Annotated in this window: 16 protein-coding genes; 6 read left to right on the top strand and 10 right to left on the bottom strand. The window is 66.7% G+C overall.

What is annotated here, in order from left to right; all coding sequences use genetic code 11:
• Nucleotides 1-9 precede the first annotated feature (9 nt).
• Entirely contained in the window at nucleotides 10-1,185 is a 1,176-nt protein-coding gene (dapE, locus tag Q0982_RS09945) for a succinyl-diaminopimelate desuccinylase (protein WP_367575447.1), read from the bottom strand.
• A 4-nt stretch (nucleotides 1,186-1,189) separates the two neighbouring features.
• Entirely contained in the window at nucleotides 1,190-2,035 is an 846-nt protein-coding gene (gene dapD, locus Q0982_RS09940; RefSeq protein ID WP_299394833.1) for a 2,3,4,5-tetrahydropyridine-2,6-dicarboxylate N-succinyltransferase, read from the bottom strand.
• Nucleotides 2,036-2,445: 410 nt separating this feature from the next.
• Between dapD and Q0982_RS09935 the strand changes: the two genes are divergently transcribed.
• Both Q0982_RS09935 and Q0982_RS09930 read left to right on the top strand, forming a co-directional pair.
• A complete protein-coding gene (locus tag Q0982_RS09935) occupies nucleotides 2,446-4,194 on the top strand; it encodes a diguanylate cyclase (RefSeq protein ID WP_299394831.1) in 1,749 nt (582 codons plus the stop codon).
• Complete coding sequence (locus tag Q0982_RS09930; protein WP_299394828.1) at nucleotides 4,194-5,453, top strand: DUF2336 domain-containing protein; 1,260 nt, start codon at nucleotides 4,194-4,196, stop codon at nucleotides 5,451-5,453. Before Q0982_RS09935 ends, Q0982_RS09930 begins: the two co-directional genes overlap by 1 nt.
• 186 nt (nucleotides 5,454-5,639) lie before the next feature.
• On the opposite strand, the gene argB is transcribed toward Q0982_RS09930, so the two are convergent.
• The 6 genes from argB to rpmH all read right to left on the bottom strand — a co-directional run bounded on the left by argB (nucleotide 5,640) and on the right by rpmH (nucleotide 10,183).
• Nucleotides 5,640-6,545, bottom strand: a complete 906-nt coding sequence (gene argB, locus Q0982_RS09925; RefSeq protein WP_322096995.1) for an acetylglutamate kinase — start codon at nucleotides 6,543-6,545, stop codon at nucleotides 5,640-5,642.
• A 92-nt stretch (nucleotides 6,546-6,637) separates the two neighbouring features.
• Nucleotides 6,638-7,318: a ribosome biogenesis GTP-binding protein YihA/YsxC gene (gene yihA, locus Q0982_RS09920; RefSeq protein WP_299394827.1), complete on the bottom strand. Its 681-nt coding sequence runs from the start codon at nucleotides 7,316-7,318 to the stop codon at nucleotides 6,638-6,640.
• Nucleotides 7,319-7,376: 58 nt separating this feature from the next.
• On the bottom strand, nucleotides 7,377-9,146 hold the full coding sequence (gene yidC, locus Q0982_RS09915; RefSeq protein WP_299394824.1) for a membrane protein insertase YidC: 1,770 nt from the start codon (nucleotides 9,144-9,146) through the stop codon (nucleotides 7,377-7,379).
• A 42-nt stretch (nucleotides 9,147-9,188) separates the two neighbouring features.
• On the bottom strand, nucleotides 9,189-9,491 hold the full coding sequence (gene yidD, locus Q0982_RS09910) for a membrane protein insertion efficiency factor YidD (RefSeq protein WP_299394984.1): 303 nt from the start codon (nucleotides 9,489-9,491) through the stop codon (nucleotides 9,189-9,191).
• Between the two features lie 20 nt (nucleotides 9,492-9,511).
• The gene (gene rnpA, locus Q0982_RS09905; protein ID WP_299394822.1) at nucleotides 9,512-10,039 is read right to left on the bottom strand and encodes a ribonuclease P protein component; all 528 of its coding nucleotides are present in this window, start codon (nucleotides 10,037-10,039) and stop codon (nucleotides 9,512-9,514) included.
• A 9-nt stretch (nucleotides 10,040-10,048) separates the two neighbouring features.
• On the bottom strand, nucleotides 10,049-10,183 hold the full coding sequence (gene rpmH / locus Q0982_RS09900; protein WP_299394819.1) for a 50S ribosomal protein L34: 135 nt from the start codon (nucleotides 10,181-10,183) through the stop codon (nucleotides 10,049-10,051).
• Nucleotides 10,184-10,559: 376 nt separating this feature from the next.
• On the opposite strand from rpmH, the gene Q0982_RS09895 reads away from it, so the two are divergent.
• The 3 genes from Q0982_RS09895 (at nucleotide 10,560) to Q0982_RS09885 (ending at nucleotide 13,514) form a co-directional block, all read left to right on the top strand.
• Complete coding sequence (locus Q0982_RS09895) at nucleotides 10,560-11,306, top strand: TVP38/TMEM64 family protein (RefSeq protein ID WP_299394817.1); 747 nt, start codon at nucleotides 10,560-10,562, stop codon at nucleotides 11,304-11,306.
• A gap of 283 nt (nucleotides 11,307-11,589) precedes the next feature.
• Nucleotides 11,590-11,877 (top strand): hypothetical protein, encoded by a 288-nt coding sequence (locus Q0982_RS09890; RefSeq protein ID WP_299394816.1) that lies wholly within the window; start codon nucleotides 11,590-11,592, stop codon nucleotides 11,875-11,877.
• A 194-nt stretch (nucleotides 11,878-12,071) separates the two neighbouring features.
• Nucleotides 12,072-13,514, top strand: a complete 1,443-nt coding sequence (locus Q0982_RS09885; RefSeq protein ID WP_299394813.1) for a HAMP domain-containing sensor histidine kinase — start codon at nucleotides 12,072-12,074, stop codon at nucleotides 13,512-13,514.
• 71 nt (nucleotides 13,515-13,585) lie between these two features.
• On the opposite strand, the gene Q0982_RS09880 is transcribed toward Q0982_RS09885, so the two are convergent.
• On the bottom strand, nucleotides 13,586-14,071 hold the full coding sequence (locus tag Q0982_RS09880; RefSeq protein ID WP_299394811.1) for a GNAT family N-acetyltransferase: 486 nt from the start codon (nucleotides 14,069-14,071) through the stop codon (nucleotides 13,586-13,588).
• Nucleotides 14,072-14,101: 30 nt separating this feature from the next.
• A complete protein-coding gene (locus tag Q0982_RS09875) occupies nucleotides 14,102-14,359 on the bottom strand; it encodes a YjhX family toxin (protein ID WP_299394808.1) in 258 nt (85 codons plus the stop codon).
• Between the two features lie 390 nt (nucleotides 14,360-14,749).
• Here Q0982_RS09875 and Q0982_RS09870 point away from each other — a divergent pair, with 390 nt between their 5' ends.
• Entirely contained in the window at nucleotides 14,750-15,208 is a 459-nt protein-coding gene (locus Q0982_RS09870) for a peptidoglycan-binding protein (protein ID WP_299394806.1), read from the top strand.
• Nucleotides 15,209-15,471 lie beyond the last annotated feature (263 nt).

Raw genomic sequence — 15,471 nt, 5'->3', positions numbered from 1 at the left:
AGCGCCGGGTCAGCCGGTGGCGTGGCGCTCCAGCAAGCTGCGGTAGATCGCCGTCAGCGCCGCGAGGTCTTCCAGGCTGACGTTCTCGTCCACCTTGTGGGCGGTGGCGTTCATCAGGCCCAGTTCGGCCACGGTGCAGTGGTCCTTGATGAAGCGGGCGTCGGAGGTGCCGCCGCTGGTGCCCAGCTCCGGCGGCTTGCCGGTGATCTCCTCCACCGCCGCCGAGACTAGGTCGCTCCAGGGGCCGGGCGGGCAGAGGAAGGATTCGCCGGAGACCCGGATCTTCAGGTCGTAAGCCGCGCCGCGCGAAGCGTCGAGCGCCCGGTCCAGGCGTTCGCGGATCCAGCGTTCCACCGCCGCGCTGTCATAGAGGTTGTTGAAGCGCACGTTGAAGCGCGCTTCGGCCGCCGCCGGGATCACATTGGTGGTGGCGTTGCCGACGTCGACGGAGGTGATCTGCAGGCTGGAGGGCGGGAAGTGCGCATTGCCGCCGTCCAGGGCCTCGCCGATCAGCGCGTCCAGCATGCGCGTCAGGTGGTGCAGCGGGTTGTCGGCCAGGTGGGGATAGGCGGTGTGCCCTTGGGTGCCGCAGACCGAGAGCCGGGCGTTCAGGCTGCCGCGGCGGCCGATCTTCACCATATCCGCCAGGGCTTCGTTGCTGGTGGGCTCGCCGACCAGGCAGCTGTCCAGCGTCTCGCCCTGCTCGCCCAGCCAGCGCAGCACCTTGCGGGTGCCGTTGATGGCCTCGCCCTCCTCGTCGCAGGTGATGAGCAGGGACAGGGAGCCCTTGGGCTTGCCGCCCTCCGCCAGGAAGCCGCTGACGGCGGCGACAAAAGCGGCGATCGAGCCCTTCATGTCCACCGCGCCGCGGCCATAGAGCCGGCCGTCGCGGACCTCGGCTGCGAAGGGGTCGACGCTCCAGTCGCCGGGGTCGCCCACCGGGACCACGTCGGTGTGGCCGGCAAAGCAGAGGTTGGGGCCGCTCTCGCCCAGGCGGGCATAGAGGTTGTCGACCTCGGCGCTGTTGTCCTCGGCAAAGGGCAGGCGATGGCAGGTGAAGCCGAGCCCTTCCAGCGCTTCGCTCAGAACGTCCAGGCTGCCCGCTTCCGCCGGGGTGACGCTGGGACAGCGGATCAGCGCCTGCGCCAGTTCGAGCGTTTCGATCTTTGGTGCGGCCATGAGCATGCGGTCAGTCGCGCAGCAGGTCGTTGATCGAAGTTTTGGCGCGGGTGCGCTCGTCGACCTGCTTGATGATGACCGCACAATAGAGGCTCGGGCCCGGGCTGCCGTCGGGCAGCGGCTTGCCCGGCAGGCTGCCGGGAACGACGACGGAGTAGGCCGGCACCCGGCCCATGAAGACCTCGCCGCTGTTGCGGTCGACGATCTTGGTGGAGGCGCCGATGTAGACGCCCATGGAGAGGACCGAGCCCTCTTCGACCACCACACCCTCCACCACCTCCGAGCGGGCGCCGACGAAGCAGTTGTCCTCGATGATCACCGGGCCGGCCTGCAGCGGCTCCAGCACGCCGCCGATCCCCGCCCCGCCGGAGAGGTGCACGTTCTTGCCGATCTGGGCGCAGGAGCCGACGGTTGCCCAGGTATCCACCATGGTGCCACTGTCCACATAGGCGCCCAGGTTGACGAAGCTGGGCATCAGGACCACGCCGGGGGCGATGTAGGCGGAGTGGCGCACGGTGCAGTTGGGGACCGCCCGGAAGCCGGCGTCGCGGAAGCGGTTCTCACCCCAACCCTCGAACTTCGAAGGCACCTTGTCCCACCAGGCGGTCGCCTGGCCCGGGCCGCCGGCGATCAAGCCCATGTCGTTGAGACGGAAGGACAGCAGAACCGCCTTCTTCAACCACTGGTTCACCTGCCAGCCGTCGCCGCCCTTTTCGGCGACGCGGAAGCTGCCGGAATCCAGCCCCTCCAGCGCCGCGGTCACCGCATCGCGGATCTCGCCGGTGGTTCCCGTGTTGACCGATTCGCGGTCTTCCCAGGCATTCTCGATGATGCCCTTCAACTGGTCACTTTGCATGGGGGTCCTGCAGCTTGGTTCAGGCGGTGAACGGGGCGTAAATGCCCATGGAACAGATACCTGGGAACATGCGGTAGGCGTGCCGTCCTGTCAATTGTCCCCCCTGCTGCCCGTGCGCTTCCCGCCGGCCGTGGACCGCCCGCGGGATGATCCCGGACCGGCCCTCAGGGTTAGCCGAAGGTTAAGGGCTTGAACCCTGGGTCGAACTTCGCTGATGGCGTGTGAATGCCCCAATTTGGACACGCAGGAATGGCCGTATCGCAGGGGTTTCGGCCTCTCCACTTAAGTGCATCTTAACGGCAGATGGCGCACTTTAGGGGCGTTCAATCACACCGCCTGATCACACCGCTTGATCACGCTGCCAGACCACACGGCCGGATGACGCAGGCCGTGGCCGAAAAGGGGGTCTCATGGCAAGGTCGCCCGCTAAGAGCGGCCCCACACAAGATGCCGGCCTGCAGGGCAGCTACGAGCAGATCCTCGAAGATGCGGCGCCTCCCGCGCTGTTCGGCGCCCATGGTGCTTTGGAGCTCTATCCCGGCGCCGTGCTGCTCGCGGGCCACAACGGCATCGTGCTGCATGCCAACGAGCTTGCGACACCCATCGCGACGCTCCTGACCGCGGGCGGCCACGAGGAACTGCGCGAAGCCGTGCGCGCCGCCATTCTGGGAACCGCGGCCCAGGTCAACCCGCTGGTGGTGACCGCGACGGAGGGCGGCAAGTCGGTCGAACGCGCCTTCGACGTCACCGTGCTGCCCTGGAGCGAAGGAACCGCAGCGCTCCTCCTCGGGCGCGACGTGACTCTGGAGCGCAGCCTGCGCTCGGCCCTGGTGGAGTCGCGCCAGCGCTACAAGGATCTGGTGGAGATCTCCAACGACTTCGCCTGGGAGACAGATGCCGAAGGTCGCTTTGCCTTCGTCTCGCCGCGCGGTGCACTGGGCTATCAGGCCTCGGAACTGGTCGGGCGCCCGGCCAGCGATCTGTTGCTGGACAGCAAGCTTGCGGACAGAAACCCTTTCAGCGCGAAGGAGCCGGTCGAGGAAGCCGAAATCTGGGTCCGCGATGCTGCCGGCGAAGGCCTTTGCCTGTTGTCGACCGTCCTGCCCCTGACAGGCCACGGCGGCGCCTGGCTCGGCGCGCGCGGGGTGTGCCGGGACATCACGGAGCTGCGCTGCCACGAGGCGGAGCTTGCCGAGGCGCAGAACCGGGAGCGCCTGTTCTCCTACATTGTCAACATGGTGCGCCGGGAACTGGAGCCGCAGCGGATGTTGACGGCGACGGCGGAGGCGCTGCTTCCCGCGCTGGCGCTTACGGGCATCTCCATTCACGCGCTGATCGAAGGGGAGATCGGCCAGCCTTTGGCTCAGGCTGGGCAGGCGGTGGACACCCATGATCTCTCCGCCCTCTCGGGGATGCTGACGCCTGAGAAACTCACCGCCGAGCTGGAGCGCAACAGCGGTGCCGTCCTCATCCGCGCCACCCAGTTTCGCGACGAGATGAACGGTCTGCTCTGCGTGTGGCGGGCCAGCGGCGGCCGCGGCTGGAACCAGGAGGACCGCAGCCTGCTCAACAACATCTCCGGACAGGTCGGCCTTGCCATCGAGCAGTTGGCGCGGCAGACGGAGATGGAGGTCCTCTCCATGACCGATCCGCTCACCGGCCTGGACAACCGGCGCAGCTTCACCGCCAAGCTGGAGAAGCGCGTGGCGGCGGACAGCGGCGCCAAGGGGGCGGGTGCGCTGATCTACGTCGACCTCGACAACTTCAAGCAGGTCAACGACACCCACGGCCATCAGACCGGCGACGAAGCGTTGCTGGACGTTGCCGCTCTGCTGAAGGAACAGTCGCGTTCCGGCGATCTGGCGGCACGCCTCGGCGGCGACGAGTTCGCGCTGTTTCTGGAGGGCATGGACCACGCCGAGGCGGAGCGCAAAGGCGAACAGCTGCTGAAGCTGGCCGAGCGTCTGCGCGGTTACTCCGGCGATGCCGACCATCCGCTCGGCTTTTCGCTTGGCATCGCCATTCACGAACCGACGAAGGGCGAGAGCCTCGAATCGCTTCTGCGCCGCGCCGACGAGGCGATGTACAGCGCCAAGCGGTCCGGCAAGAACGCGCTTCGACTGGCTACGGCCTATGATCGCCGCAAGGCAGCCGACTGATGGCTTTCGGTCTCAAACGCAAAAAGGCGCCGGCCGAGCTTTCCTATGAGGAGAGCAAGGCGCTGGCGGAAGGCGGCTCCGACAAGGACCGCGCGGACCTCGCCTCGCGCCAGGACCTGCGCCCGGAACTGCTCTATTACCTCTCGCAGGACCCCTCCTCGGAGGTGCGCCGGCGCATTGCCGCCAACGACAAAACACCGCGTCAGGCCGACCTCATCCTGGCGCGCGACAACGACGAAAAGGTGCGGGCCGAACTGGCGACAAAGGTTGCCGAGCTGACTCGCCAGGAAAACCCCGGCACCCAGGAAAAGGCCCAGCACTTCGTCGTCGAGACCCTGGAGCTGCTGGCCAAGGACCAGGCCACTCAGGTACGTCAGATTCTGGCCGAGACCCTGAAGTCGGTCGCCAACGCGCCGCCGCAGGTTATCCAGCGCCTCGCCCGCGATGCCGAGGACATCGTCGCCTGCCCGGTGCTGGAGTTCTCGCCGCTGCTCAGCGACGAAGACCTTCTGGAGATCATCGCCAGCAGTGTTTCGGGCGCTCGGCTCTGCGCCATCTCCCGCCGCGAGCATGTCGGCGAGGCGGTCTCCGATGCCATCGTCAGGCGTGACGACCGCCGCGCCGTCGCAGAGCTGCTGGGCAATGATTCGGCGCAGATCCGCGAGGAGACCCTCGATGCCCTGATCGATGGTTCTGCCAGCGAACCGAGCTGGCAGCAGCCGCTGGTCGAGCGGCCCAAGCTGTCGTCCAAGGCGGTGCGCAAGCTGGCCTCCCTGGTGGCCGAGTCCCTGCTGGAGAAGCTGAAGCAGCGCAACGACATCGACAAGGAAACGGCGGAGGCCGTGGCCAAAGAAGTGCGTCGCCGGGTCGCCGAGAGCGCGCCGGCAGAAGCGGCGGAGCCCGCCTTCAGCGGCGCGGAAGAGGCTGCGCGCCTGTTCAAGGCCGGCAAGCTGAACAACGAGGTTCTGGGCGATGCGGTGCTGGCCGGCAAGCGCGAGTTCGTGTGCCATGGCCTGGCGTTGCTCGGCGAGATCGATGTCGGGCTTGTCGAACGTGTCCTCAGCGGCCGCTCTGCCAAGGGTGTGACCGCCCTTGCCTGGAAGGCCGGCTGCTCCATGCGCATGGCTCTGCAGCTTCAGACCAACATGGGCGGTATTCCCCCCAACAAGGCCCTGCACGCGCGCAACGGCACCGACTTCCCGCTGTCGCCGGAAGAGATGAAGTGGCAGCTCGATTTCTTCGCCAGCCTGACCGACTGACGCACTGACGTCTCACGGGCTACTGGCGCTTTCGGCCCATGGTTCTCCATCCTTCGAGACGCGCGCCTTAGCGCGCTCCTCAGGATGAGGACTGAGGAGCTTCAAGAACTCACCCTCATGCTGAGGAGAGAGCGCAGCGAACGTCTCGAAGCATGGGCCGGCTGTCGGGAACTCCTCGCCAGCCCACTAGCGGTGGATCAGGGTGCCGATGCCGGCGCCGGTGAAGATCTCCAACAGCATGGAGTGGGGCATGCGGCCGTCCAGGATGACCGCCGCCTCGACGCCGTTCTCCACCGCCTTCACGCAGGTCTCCAGCTTGGGGATCATACCGCCGGAGATGGTGCCGTCCTGTTGCAGCCCAGCCACCTCGCCGGCACTGAGGTCCGACAGCAGCTCGCCCTTCTTGTCCAGCACGCCGACGACGTCGGTCAGCATCAACAGACGCGAAGCGCCGGCAGCCGCCGCCACTGCGCCGGCCACTGTGTCTGCATTGATGTTGTAGGTCTCGCCCTTGGGGCCCATGCCGATGGGGGCGATGACCGGGATCAGGCCGGAGTCCTGCAGTGCGGAGAGGATGCGCGGATCGACCATGGTCGGCTCGCCGACGAAGCCGAGGTCCAGCACCTTCTCGATGTTGGAATCCGGGTCGCGGGTGGTGCGCTTCAGCTTCTGCGCCTGGATCAGACTGCCGTCCTTGCCGGACAGGCCCACCGCCCGGCCGCCGGCGGCATTGATGGCACTGACGATCGACTTGTTGATGGTCCCGGAGAGCACCATCTCCACGACCTCGACGGTCTTGGCGTCGGTGACCCTGAGGCCGTCGACGAACTCGCTCTCGACCGACAGCCGTTTCAGCATGCGGCCGATCTGCGGGCCGCCGCCGTGCACCACGATGGGGTTCACACCGACCTGCTTCAGAAGAACGATGTCGCTGGCGAAGAGCGCGGCAAGCTCCTCGTCCACCATGGCATGTCCGCCGTACTTGATGACGAAGGTCTTGCCGGAGTAGCGGCGCATGAAGGGCAGAGCCTCGGTGATGGTCCGGGCCGTGCGCAGCCAGTGCTTGGTGTCGCTGATGCTGTTGCGTTTCATGCTCTAGATCCCCCGGCCCCCGCTGCGGCGCCGGTACTTCCCCCTAACCTACTCCGCTTCTTTGGGCCGTGCCCCTTTCGGCCGGCGCCACTCTAACCCCTGCCGGGCGGTTCGGCCAGCGCCGCCAGGGCGCCGCGCATCTCCGCGATCCCGGCCCCGCTCTCCGCCGAGGTGATCAGGCAGACCGGGTGGGCGGCCGGGCGTTTGGCCAAGGACTTGCCCGTTTCCTCAGCCATGCGCGCCAGCGGCCCGGGCTTCATCTTGTCGGCCTTGGTCAGCACCACCTGATAGGAGACGGCGGCCTTGTCCAGTTCGTTCATCACCTGGTGGTCGCTGGCCTTCAGGCCGTGGCGGGAGTCGATCAGCAGACAGACCCGGCGCAGTTCCGAGCGGCCCTTCAGGTAGCCGCGGGTGAGGCGGGTCCAGCGTTCGATGTCGGTCTTGGAGGCGCGGGCATAGCCGTAGCCCGGCAGGTCCACCAGGATCAGCCGCCCGCCGAGATCGAAGAAGTTCAGCAGCCGCGTGCGGCCCGGCGTGCCGGAGGTGCGGGCCAGGGTCTTGCGCCCGGTGAGGGCGTTGATCAGGCTCGACTTGCCGACGTTGGAGCGGCCGGCGAAGGCGACCTCGGCGGGACCGAAGGCGGGGATCTGGTTCTTGTCCGCCGCCGAGATCAGGAAGTCGCAGGGTCCGGCGAAAAGCAGGCGCCCGGCCTCCAGCGCCGCGGCTTCGGCTTCGGCGGCCTCTCCGGTCTCTGGTCCTGTCTCTGGAGTCATCGCGGTTGGCGGCAGGGACGGCGTCCGGGCTGTTCCCCGGGCCGTCCCGCCTCTCCGGTCAGGTCGTCGGCTTGGTGGCGGAGCCGCCGCCGATCGGCACCCCGGCGCGCTTCATGATGATGGCCTGCTGGGCGATGGAGAGCACGTTGTTCCAGGTCCAATAGATCACCAGGCCCGCCGGGAAGGTCGCCAGCAGGAAGGTGAAGATGATCGGCATCATCAGGAAGATCTTGGCCTGCACCGGGTCGGGCGGCTGGGGGTTCAGCTTCTGCTGCAGGAACATAGAGATGCCCATCAGCAGCGGCCAGACGCCGAGGTTCAGGAGGTTCAGGATGCCCAGTTCGGGCACGCCCCAGGGCAGCAGGCCGAAGCCGTTGAGGATGGAGGTCGGGTCCGGCGCCGAGAGATCCTGGATCCAGCCGTAGAAGGGGGCGTGGCGCATCTCGATGGTGACGAACATCACCTTGTAGAGCGCGAAGAAGACCGGGATCTGAATGAGGATCGGCAGGCAGCCCGACAGCGGGTTGGCCCCCTCGCGCTTGTAGAGCGCCATCATCTCCTGGTTCAGGCGCTGCTTGTCCTCGGCGAAGCGCTCGCGCAGTTCCAGCATCTGTGGCTGCAGCTTACGCATCTTGGCCATGGATCTGTAGGACTTGTTGGCCAGCGGGAAGAACACCAGCTTGATGGCCACGGTCAGCGCCAGGATGGCGAGACCGAAGTTGCCGAGGGTCGCGTTCAACCAGTGCAGGGCATAGAACAGCGGCTTGGTGAGGTAGTAGAACCAGCCGAAGTCGACCGCCCGGTCGAAGCCCACGATGCCGAACTGTTCCTCGTAGGCGTCCAGCTTCACCACTTCTTTGGCACCGGCGAAAAGCCGGTTGGTGATCTCGACGCTGCCCCCCGCGGGAACGGCGGTGGCGTCGTAGATCATGTCCGTCTGGTAGTGATCGCGGCCGTCGCGCTGATTGTAGAGGAAGCGCGTCTTCACCGCCTGGCTCTGTTCCGGGATCAGGGCTGCCAGCCAGTATTTGTCGGTGATGCCGATCCAGCCGCCGGTGGTCGGCGTTTCGATCACGACGTCGCGGCCCTCGAAGTCGTCTTTCAGTTCGTCGTAGTCGACTTCCTTCAAGACCTCGTCGAAGACGCCCAAGGGGCCCTCATGGAGAATGAAGAAGCCCAGGATCTCCGGTGTATTGGTTCGGGAGATCAGGCCGAAGGGCGCCAGTTGAACCTCTGCGCCGGCATCGTTGACGACCCGCTGGGTCACGGTGAAGAGGTATTCGTCGTCGAGCTCGAAGACCTGTTCGAAGGTCAGCCCCTCACCGTTGTTCCAGCGCAGGGTGACCGGGGTGTCGGGGGTCAGGGTCCCGCCCTCGGACTGCCAGAGGGTCTGGGCATCCGGCAGGGTGACCGTGGTACCTGGGGCGGCGGCCCAGCCGAAGCGTGCGAAGTAGGGATCGGCGGAGCCTTCCGGCGAGAGATAGGTGATCAGCGGGCTGTCTTCGTCCAGGGTCTCGCGGAACTGCCTCAGCACCAGGTCGTCCAGCTTGGCGCCGCGCAGGGCGATGGAGCCCCCCAGGTTCTCGCTGTCGATCTCGATCCGCGGGCTGATCCCGATCGCCTCTTCGCGCACCTGGGCGGCCGGTACCCCGCCGGGCAGACCGGGGATCGACGGGGCGGCGCCTTGCCCCGGGACCGGCGTCGAGCCCTGCTCGCCGACCGTCTCCGGCTGCTGGACCGGCGGCGGGGGCGGCGGGAAAAGCATCTGGAAGCCGAAAAGGATGGCTACCGACAGGACGATCGCCAAGAGAAGGTTGCGCTGTTCCATAGGACTCGATGGGCTCCCCGCGGGCGGGCCTCTGCGGCTACGTTAGTGGTCTAGATGGCGACAATCGGCGCAAAGGCCAAGCCCGCCGGCGGATTTCTTTGCGGCTCCCGCCGCCGACATGGAATTGGGCGCCCGGTCCGGCATCGGGTCGGGCACGGGGTCATAGCCCCAGCCCGCCCAGGGGTGGCAGCGCAGCAGCCGGCGCAGGGCCAGCCACCCGCCCCGTAGAGGGCCATGGCGGACGACGGCCTGGCGGGCATACTCGGAGCAGCTGGGGTAATAGCGGCAGGACGGGGGGAAGAAGGGCGAGATCAGAAGCTGATAGCCCCGGATCAAGACCAGCATCACAAGGCGCAAGGCCCCCATTAAGATGCCTCCTCTGGTGTTCCCTGCGGCGCGGCGCCGGGCGCCTTGCCGTCGCCCGGTTCGTGCCGGGCCTTTTTGCCGCGCTCCTGCCTGCGGTCCAGCCTGCCGATGGCCTGTTCCAGGTCACCCAGCAGCTTGTCGTAAGGCCGAGTCAGCGTGCCGGCGCGGCCGATAACCACATAGTCCGTACCCTTGCGGCCCAGACGCGGAAAGATCTCGGCGGCCGCGGCACGCAGGCGCCGCTTGGCCCGGTTGCGCGTGACCGCATTGCCGATCCGCCGCGTAACCGTGAAGCCGACCCGGACGTCTGCCTGATCATCGCAACCGGTGGCCGGGCGATCAGTGGCCGGGCGATCAGTGGCCGGGGCGCCCCTTTGCCGTGTCGTGCTGACCTGCTGAGTGCCGGTCCGCCGCTGTTCAGGACGTTGGGCAGCCTGCAGGACAAGGCCCGGCGTCGCCCACTTGCGCTTGGCGGCTGCGACCCTGAGAAACTGAGGTCGTGTCTTCAGCCGCCCGACGGTCGGCATCACGACCCCTTAAGCGGAAAGGCGCTTGCGGCCCTTGGCGCGGCGTCGAGCGAGTATGCGGCGCCCGCCAACGGTTCCTTTACGTGCGCGGAACCCGTGGCGGCGCTTGCGGACCAGCACAGAGGGCTGATAGGTGCGCTTCACGGTCGGTCTCCAGTACCAGGCTGACTCTTGAATTGACGGGGCTGTATAAGGGCGCCTCCCGGCTCTGTCAACGACCGCAAGGCCCGCCGCGCGCCTTTCTTTCCAGCGGTTCCGACACGGCGCGGGGGCAGGGGTTTCCCACGCCTCCTTCCGGGAACCCCAAAGCAAGGCCTGGCCGCCCATCGCGCAGGGCTCACACCATGGTGACTGGTCGCCGGACCGGCCAGGGGCTAAAACGCTCGGGTGTTCGGTTTTGCGCCGCCTCCCAGCGAACCCGACCGCCCCGCCGCCGGCCCTGACGGGCCTGCATTAGCCTTTGGTTAACCATGTTCCGGCTACCACCGGGGATTGTCCGGGACCGTCCCAGGGAGTGTCCATGACCGACCCCACCCCCGAGCAGACCGAGACTGCCGCCAGGAAAGGCATCTCTCTCGGCCGCTTCGTGCCGATCTTCGTTCTGCTGGCGGGGCTCGGCCTCTTCTTCCTGCTCGGCTGGCACCGCTACGTCAGCTTCGATGTCTTGAAGGAAAACCGCGCCAACCTGCTGGAGCTGGTCGCGCAGTACGGAATTCTGTCGGGGCTCGGCTTCGTGACGCTCTATGCGATCGTTGCCGCTTGCTCGATCCCTGCCGCGGCGCTCTTGACCATCACAGCGGGGTTTCTCTTCGGACCATACTTCGCCACGATCTACGTGGTTGTCGGCGCAACCCTGGGCGCCAGCGCTCTGTTCCTGGCAGCGCGCTATGCCTTTGCGGACCTGCTGCGCGCCAAGGCGGGCGCGGCTATCCAGAAAATGGAAGCAGGATTTCAGGAGAACGCTCTCAATTACATGCTGGTCCTGCGGCTGGTCCCCCTCTTTCCCTTCTTCATCGTCAATCTGGTGCCGGCGTTTCTCGGGGTCCCTTTAAGGATATTTGTCATCGGCACCTTCATCGGCATCATTCCTGGCACCTTTGTCTACGCGCTGGTCGGCAATGGGGTCGGGGCCATCTTCGACCGCGGCGAAGTGCCCGATGCGGGCATCATCTTTCAGCCCCAGATCCTTGCGCCCATCCTGGGGCTGGCGGTGCTGGCGGTGATTCCCGTGGTGTACAAGAAGCTGAAGGCCCGCAAGCAGGGCTGAGGCCCTCTCCTCGACCGCCAGCCGAACGGCTTCCCGAACGGCTCCACCCATTGGCGCCGGCAGGGCCTCTGCGCTTCCGCCGTGGGCGTCCTGTGGCCGGAAAAGGGCTTATTTCACAGAAAGTTGAAGCTGATCGCCGGAGCGTGATTCGAGATTGATCGCGCATCCCACCATTCTTGGAAGCACCGGCACGCAACGGCCCCACATCGGCGGCCCGCCGGTTCGAAGGCGCTCTTCCTTGGGGCGCCGAGACGGATCGATCAAGCTTGGAGGCTTATTGACGATGCTGAAGAAAACCCTTGTTGCGCTGAGTGTTGCCACTGTTTCCGCCGGTGCGGTGGCGATGCCGCTCGCCGCAGCCAACGCTTCGAACGCCCCGGTTCAGGTGGCGGCCTGCAATCCCTGCAGCCCCTGTGCGGCCAAAGCGGCCTGCAACCCCTGCGCCGCCAAGGTGCTGAAGCCGGCGGCCTGCAATCCTTGCAACCCCTGCAATCCCTGTGCGGCTGCCAACCCCTGCAATCCTTGCGCTGCCAAGAACCCCTGCAATCCCTGCGCCGCCAAGTCCAACTAAGGGCGGAGACAGGATCTTCCTTTTCGGCGCCCGGTCTTCCGCAAGCTGTCCCGCTCTACGTGCGGCGGCCTGGCGGGGCCGGGCGCCTCGCCTTTTGAGGCCTGAAAGCCGCCGCTTCCGGCCGATCGAAGCCCCGGCAGCCTTTGGCGGCGCCGATTCCCGAGCCTGCCGGAGCCGTGCTATAAGCCAGGGCTATGTTGGGTCCTAAGTCGCCGGGGAACAGGCTCCGCCTGCCGCCTCTCACCAAAAGCCTTTCGGCCAAGCTTCTGCTGCTGACGATCTTCTTCGTGATGGTGGCGGAGGTGCTGATCTATGCGCCCTCCATCGGCCGTATGCGCCTGGTCTATCTGCAGGAGCGGCTGGCCGCGGCGCATCTCTCTATCCTCGCCCTCGAAGCGACCCCGGACAACATGGTGAGCAAGGATCTGGAAGCCGAACTGCTGCAGCATGTCGGCGCCTATATGGTGGCCCTCACCAAGCCGGACCGCGGCAAGCTGATGCTCATGGTCGAGGGGCCGGAGGGCATCGACGCCAGCTACGATCTGCGCGAGGCCAGCTTCTTTGGTCTGATCGGCGATGCGGTGGTTGCCCTGGCGGCGCCTGAGAACCGCCTGCTGCGGATCGTCGGTCCCTCGCCCAAGGACCCCGCGGTGCTGGTGGAGGTCGTGCTGGACGAAGCGCCGATGCGCCGCGATATGTACGACTACTCCTACCGCATTCTGCAGCTCTCCCTGATCATCTCGATCTTCACCGCGGCGCTGGTCTACCTCAGTCTGCATCTGCTGATGGTCAGGCCCATGCGGCGCATCACCGCCAGCATGGCCGCCTTTCGCGAAAACCCCGAGGTTGCCGCCGGGGGGCTGCAACCCTCCGAGCGCAGCGACGAAGTCGGCATCGCCGAGCGCGAGCTGGTGACGATGCAGGAGGGGCTGCGCGCCGCGCTGCTGCAGAAAACCCGGCTTGCGGCCCTGGGCACCGCCGTCACCAAGGTCAACCACGACCTGCGCAACATTCTCGCCACCGCCAGCCTGATCTCGGAGCGCCTGGCCCGCAGCGGCGACCCGGCCGTGCGCTCCATGGCCCCCACCCTGGTCGGCGCCATCGACCGGGCCCTGCATCTCTGCGCCCAGACGCTGCAGTTCACGCGGGAAGGGCCGGCCCATCTGGAGCTCAACCGCTTTGACCTGCGCGACCTCATGACCGAGGTGCGCGAAGGTCTGGCCGGCGTCGGCGCCGGGCGCGCCGGCTGGCTGAACGAGGTGGAGCGCGGCTTCGTGGTCGAGGCAGACCGCGAGCAGCTTTACCGCGTCTTCATCAACCTCGGGCGCAACGCCCTGGAGGCCGGGGCCGGCGAGGTGCGCATCGACGCCCGCCCGGTGCGCGACTTCCTGGTCATCGACGTGGAGGACAACGGCCCGGGCCTGCCGGAGGAGGCCAAGGAGCACCTCTTCAAGCCCTTCACCGGCTCGACCCGCGAAGGCGGATCAGGTCTCGGCCTTTCCATCGCCCACGACATCATGCGTGCCCACGGCGGTGACATCCGCATGGAGCGTTCCGACGCCGAGGGCACGCTGTTCCGCCTCGTGCTGCCGGTGGCCCAGAGCAAGGGCCAGGCTGCGGCGAAGAAGGCGAGCTAGAGCGGATCGTGTTCAGAGGGAAACACACCGTGAGTCCATCCGAGCAGGTGAATCCGCTCTAAACCCGACAATCAGAGCAGTTTGCGGAACACGACCTTGTCCTCGCCTGTGCGATAGAAGTCGCGGATCCGCGCTTCTTCCTCATAGCCGTTGCCCAGATAGAAGCGCCGTGTCGCGGCGAAGCTTTCGAGCCCGGAGGTCTCGATCAACAACAGGCGTGCGTCCTGCCCGCGCAGCATCCCCTCCACATGGGCCAGCAGCGCTGTGCCGTGGCCCCGGCCTTGGTTCTGCCGCGCAACGGCTATGAAATAGAGGTTCCAGGCCCGGTCGCTCATCACCTCCGGGGCGACATAGGCGGCGGCGATCACCGTTGCGGCGTCCTCCAGGACGATCCAGTGATGGTCCTGCAGATCGCCGTTGAAGGCGTCGGCGAGCATCTCCGCCAACACGGCGGTTTCGTCCTCCTGGAACAAGCCGCTGGCCACGGCCAGATCCAGAATTGCGGACTGGTCATCGGCCGCCGCGGGGCGGATGGCACGCTTTTCTTTTTCGGTCATGTTTCTCTTGTCCTTGTTGCTGTTCCGCCCCTAGCGGTTGTCGAACTGCGGGCGCACGGACTCGCGGCCCAACTGGGATATGCGGTAGGGCCGGCCGCCCTGGGAGATGATCAGGCGCCGGCGCCGCAGGCGGTTGAAGAGTGACAGCGTGCAGTCGGACAGCACGTGCCCGTCCCGCGTGACACAAAGAACCTTGGTGATCTTGCGGCCCGTGCCGCGCTCATGACGGATCAATCCGCCCTGCGCCAGCACGTGGAGCACGCGCTGTTCGCCCTTGGAAATGTTCATGATGATGTACTCGGAGAGGGGAGTGTCCCCGCATTTGAACCCACGCCTGCACGCCGCCGGACCGCATCGCGGCGGCGGCGTCAAGGCTGCTCGAGTCCGTCTGCTTCCGTCAGGCCCAGCCCCACGAGGCGGGTTCAACCCTCAGGACAACGGATCAGCAGGTGGGCACAATCCCTGACATCAAGGCTCCGAGTAAGGCGGCGCGGCAGAGGCCGCCGCCGTTGCTTCAGGGCGTTCGGGTAGCACCGGATACCCGCTGCTGGCAAGACGGCTTTGGGGCAGGGCTGCCATGCGCCGGGGGGACGCCCGCCTGCCAAGAGGGTTGGATTGGGAATGAAATGCCCCTGTCCCTGGTCTATCCTAGGGTGAATTGCTTCCTGGAGAGTTGCGATGACACGTTCTGCCCTGGCGCTCGTTTTGGGCGCGACCCTTCTGATTTCCGCCTGCGGCAGCAGCACCGGCGACCGCGCCGGCTCGGGCGCGGGCATCGGCGCGGCAGCGGGCGCCGTCGTCGGCGCGGTGACCGGCCTCTCGATTCTGGAGGGCGTCCTGATCGGTGCTGCCGCCGGCGGCCTGACCGGCGCGCTCACCGACGAGGACATCATCAACCTCGGCGACCCGATCTGGGCCTCCAAGGACCGCTCCGCCAACAACTCGGCGGTCGCGCGGGTGCAGGCGGGCTTGACCGAGCTCGGCTACAGCCCGGGGCCGATCGACGGCCAGCAGGGCGAGAAGACCACCGCCGCCATCGAGGCCTATCAGCGCGACAACGGCCTGCTGGTCGATGGCCGCGCCTCGGTGGAACTGGCCAGCCACATCGACCGCAAGCTGCAGACCGCCCAGAACTGAGTCTGTCAGAACTGAATGGCGTTATGGCGCCGATGTCATTGCTTTCCTTTCGTCGCGTCAGGATTCGCTCTCTTTGGGTTCTTGGCGGACCTTTTGAGCTCCCGGCCCGGCATGCTTCGAGACGCGCCCTTTGCGGGCGCTCCTCAGCATGAGGAAGAGAACCGCCTCATCCTGAGGAGCCGCGCCCTTATGACGTGTGCGGGCGGCGTCTCGAAGGATGGAACCACGGGACAAGCCCGACCGTGACAGGTGGTGGGTCGGTA

The sequence above is a fragment of the Pelagibius sp. genome, from assembly GCF_028281305.1.
GTDB lineage: Bacteria > Pseudomonadota > Alphaproteobacteria > Kiloniellales > Kiloniellaceae > Pelagibius.
The sequence above is the reverse complement of the archived record's forward strand: the minus strand, read 5'-3'. Positions and strand labels throughout refer to the sequence as shown.

Excerpts from the sequence above, each read along its gene's own strand:
- Q0982_RS09895 (WP_299394817.1), top strand. The coding sequence starts at position 10,560 with ATGACCGACCCCACCCCCGAGCAGACCGAGACTGCCGCCAGGAAAGGC.
- Q0982_RS09875 (WP_299394808.1), bottom strand. The coding sequence starts at position 14,359 with ATGAACATTTCCAAGGGCGAACAGCGCGTGCTCCACGTGCTGGCGCAG.
- Q0982_RS09890 (WP_299394816.1), top strand. The coding sequence starts at position 11,590 with ATGCTGAAGAAAACCCTTGTTGCGCTGAGTGTTGCCACTGTTTCCGCC.
- yihA (WP_299394827.1), bottom strand. The coding sequence starts at position 7,318 with ATGACTCCAGAGACAGGACCAGAGACCGGAGAGGCCGCCGAAGCCGAA.
- Q0982_RS09885 (WP_299394813.1), top strand. The coding sequence starts at position 12,072 with ATGTTGGGTCCTAAGTCGCCGGGGAACAGGCTCCGCCTGCCGCCTCTC.
- Q0982_RS09930 (WP_299394828.1), top strand. The coding sequence starts at position 4,194 with ATGGCTTTCGGTCTCAAACGCAAAAAGGCGCCGGCCGAGCTTTCCTAT.
- yidC (WP_299394824.1), bottom strand. The coding sequence starts at position 9,146 with ATGGAACAGCGCAACCTTCTCTTGGCGATCGTCCTGTCGGTAGCCATC.
- argB (WP_322096995.1), bottom strand. The coding sequence starts at position 6,545 with ATGAAACGCAACAGCATCAGCGACACCAAGCACTGGCTGCGCACGGCC.
- Q0982_RS09870 (WP_299394806.1), top strand. The coding sequence starts at position 14,750 with ATGACACGTTCTGCCCTGGCGCTCGTTTTGGGCGCGACCCTTCTGATT.
- yidD (WP_299394984.1), bottom strand. The coding sequence starts at position 9,491 with ATGCTGGTCTTGATCCGGGGCTATCAGCTTCTGATCTCGCCCTTCTTC.
- dapD (WP_299394833.1), bottom strand. The coding sequence starts at position 2,035 with ATGCAAAGTGACCAGTTGAAGGGCATCATCGAGAATGCCTGGGAAGAC.
- rnpA (WP_299394822.1), bottom strand. The coding sequence starts at position 10,039 with ATGCCGACCGTCGGGCGGCTGAAGACACGACCTCAGTTTCTCAGGGTC.
- Q0982_RS09935 (WP_299394831.1), top strand. The coding sequence starts at position 2,446 with ATGGCAAGGTCGCCCGCTAAGAGCGGCCCCACACAAGATGCCGGCCTG.
- Q0982_RS09880 (WP_299394811.1), bottom strand. The coding sequence starts at position 14,071 with ATGACCGAAAAAGAAAAGCGTGCCATCCGCCCCGCGGCGGCCGATGAC.
- dapE (WP_367575447.1), bottom strand. The coding sequence starts at position 1,185 with ATGCTCATGGCCGCACCAAAGATCGAAACGCTCGAACTGGCGCAGGCG.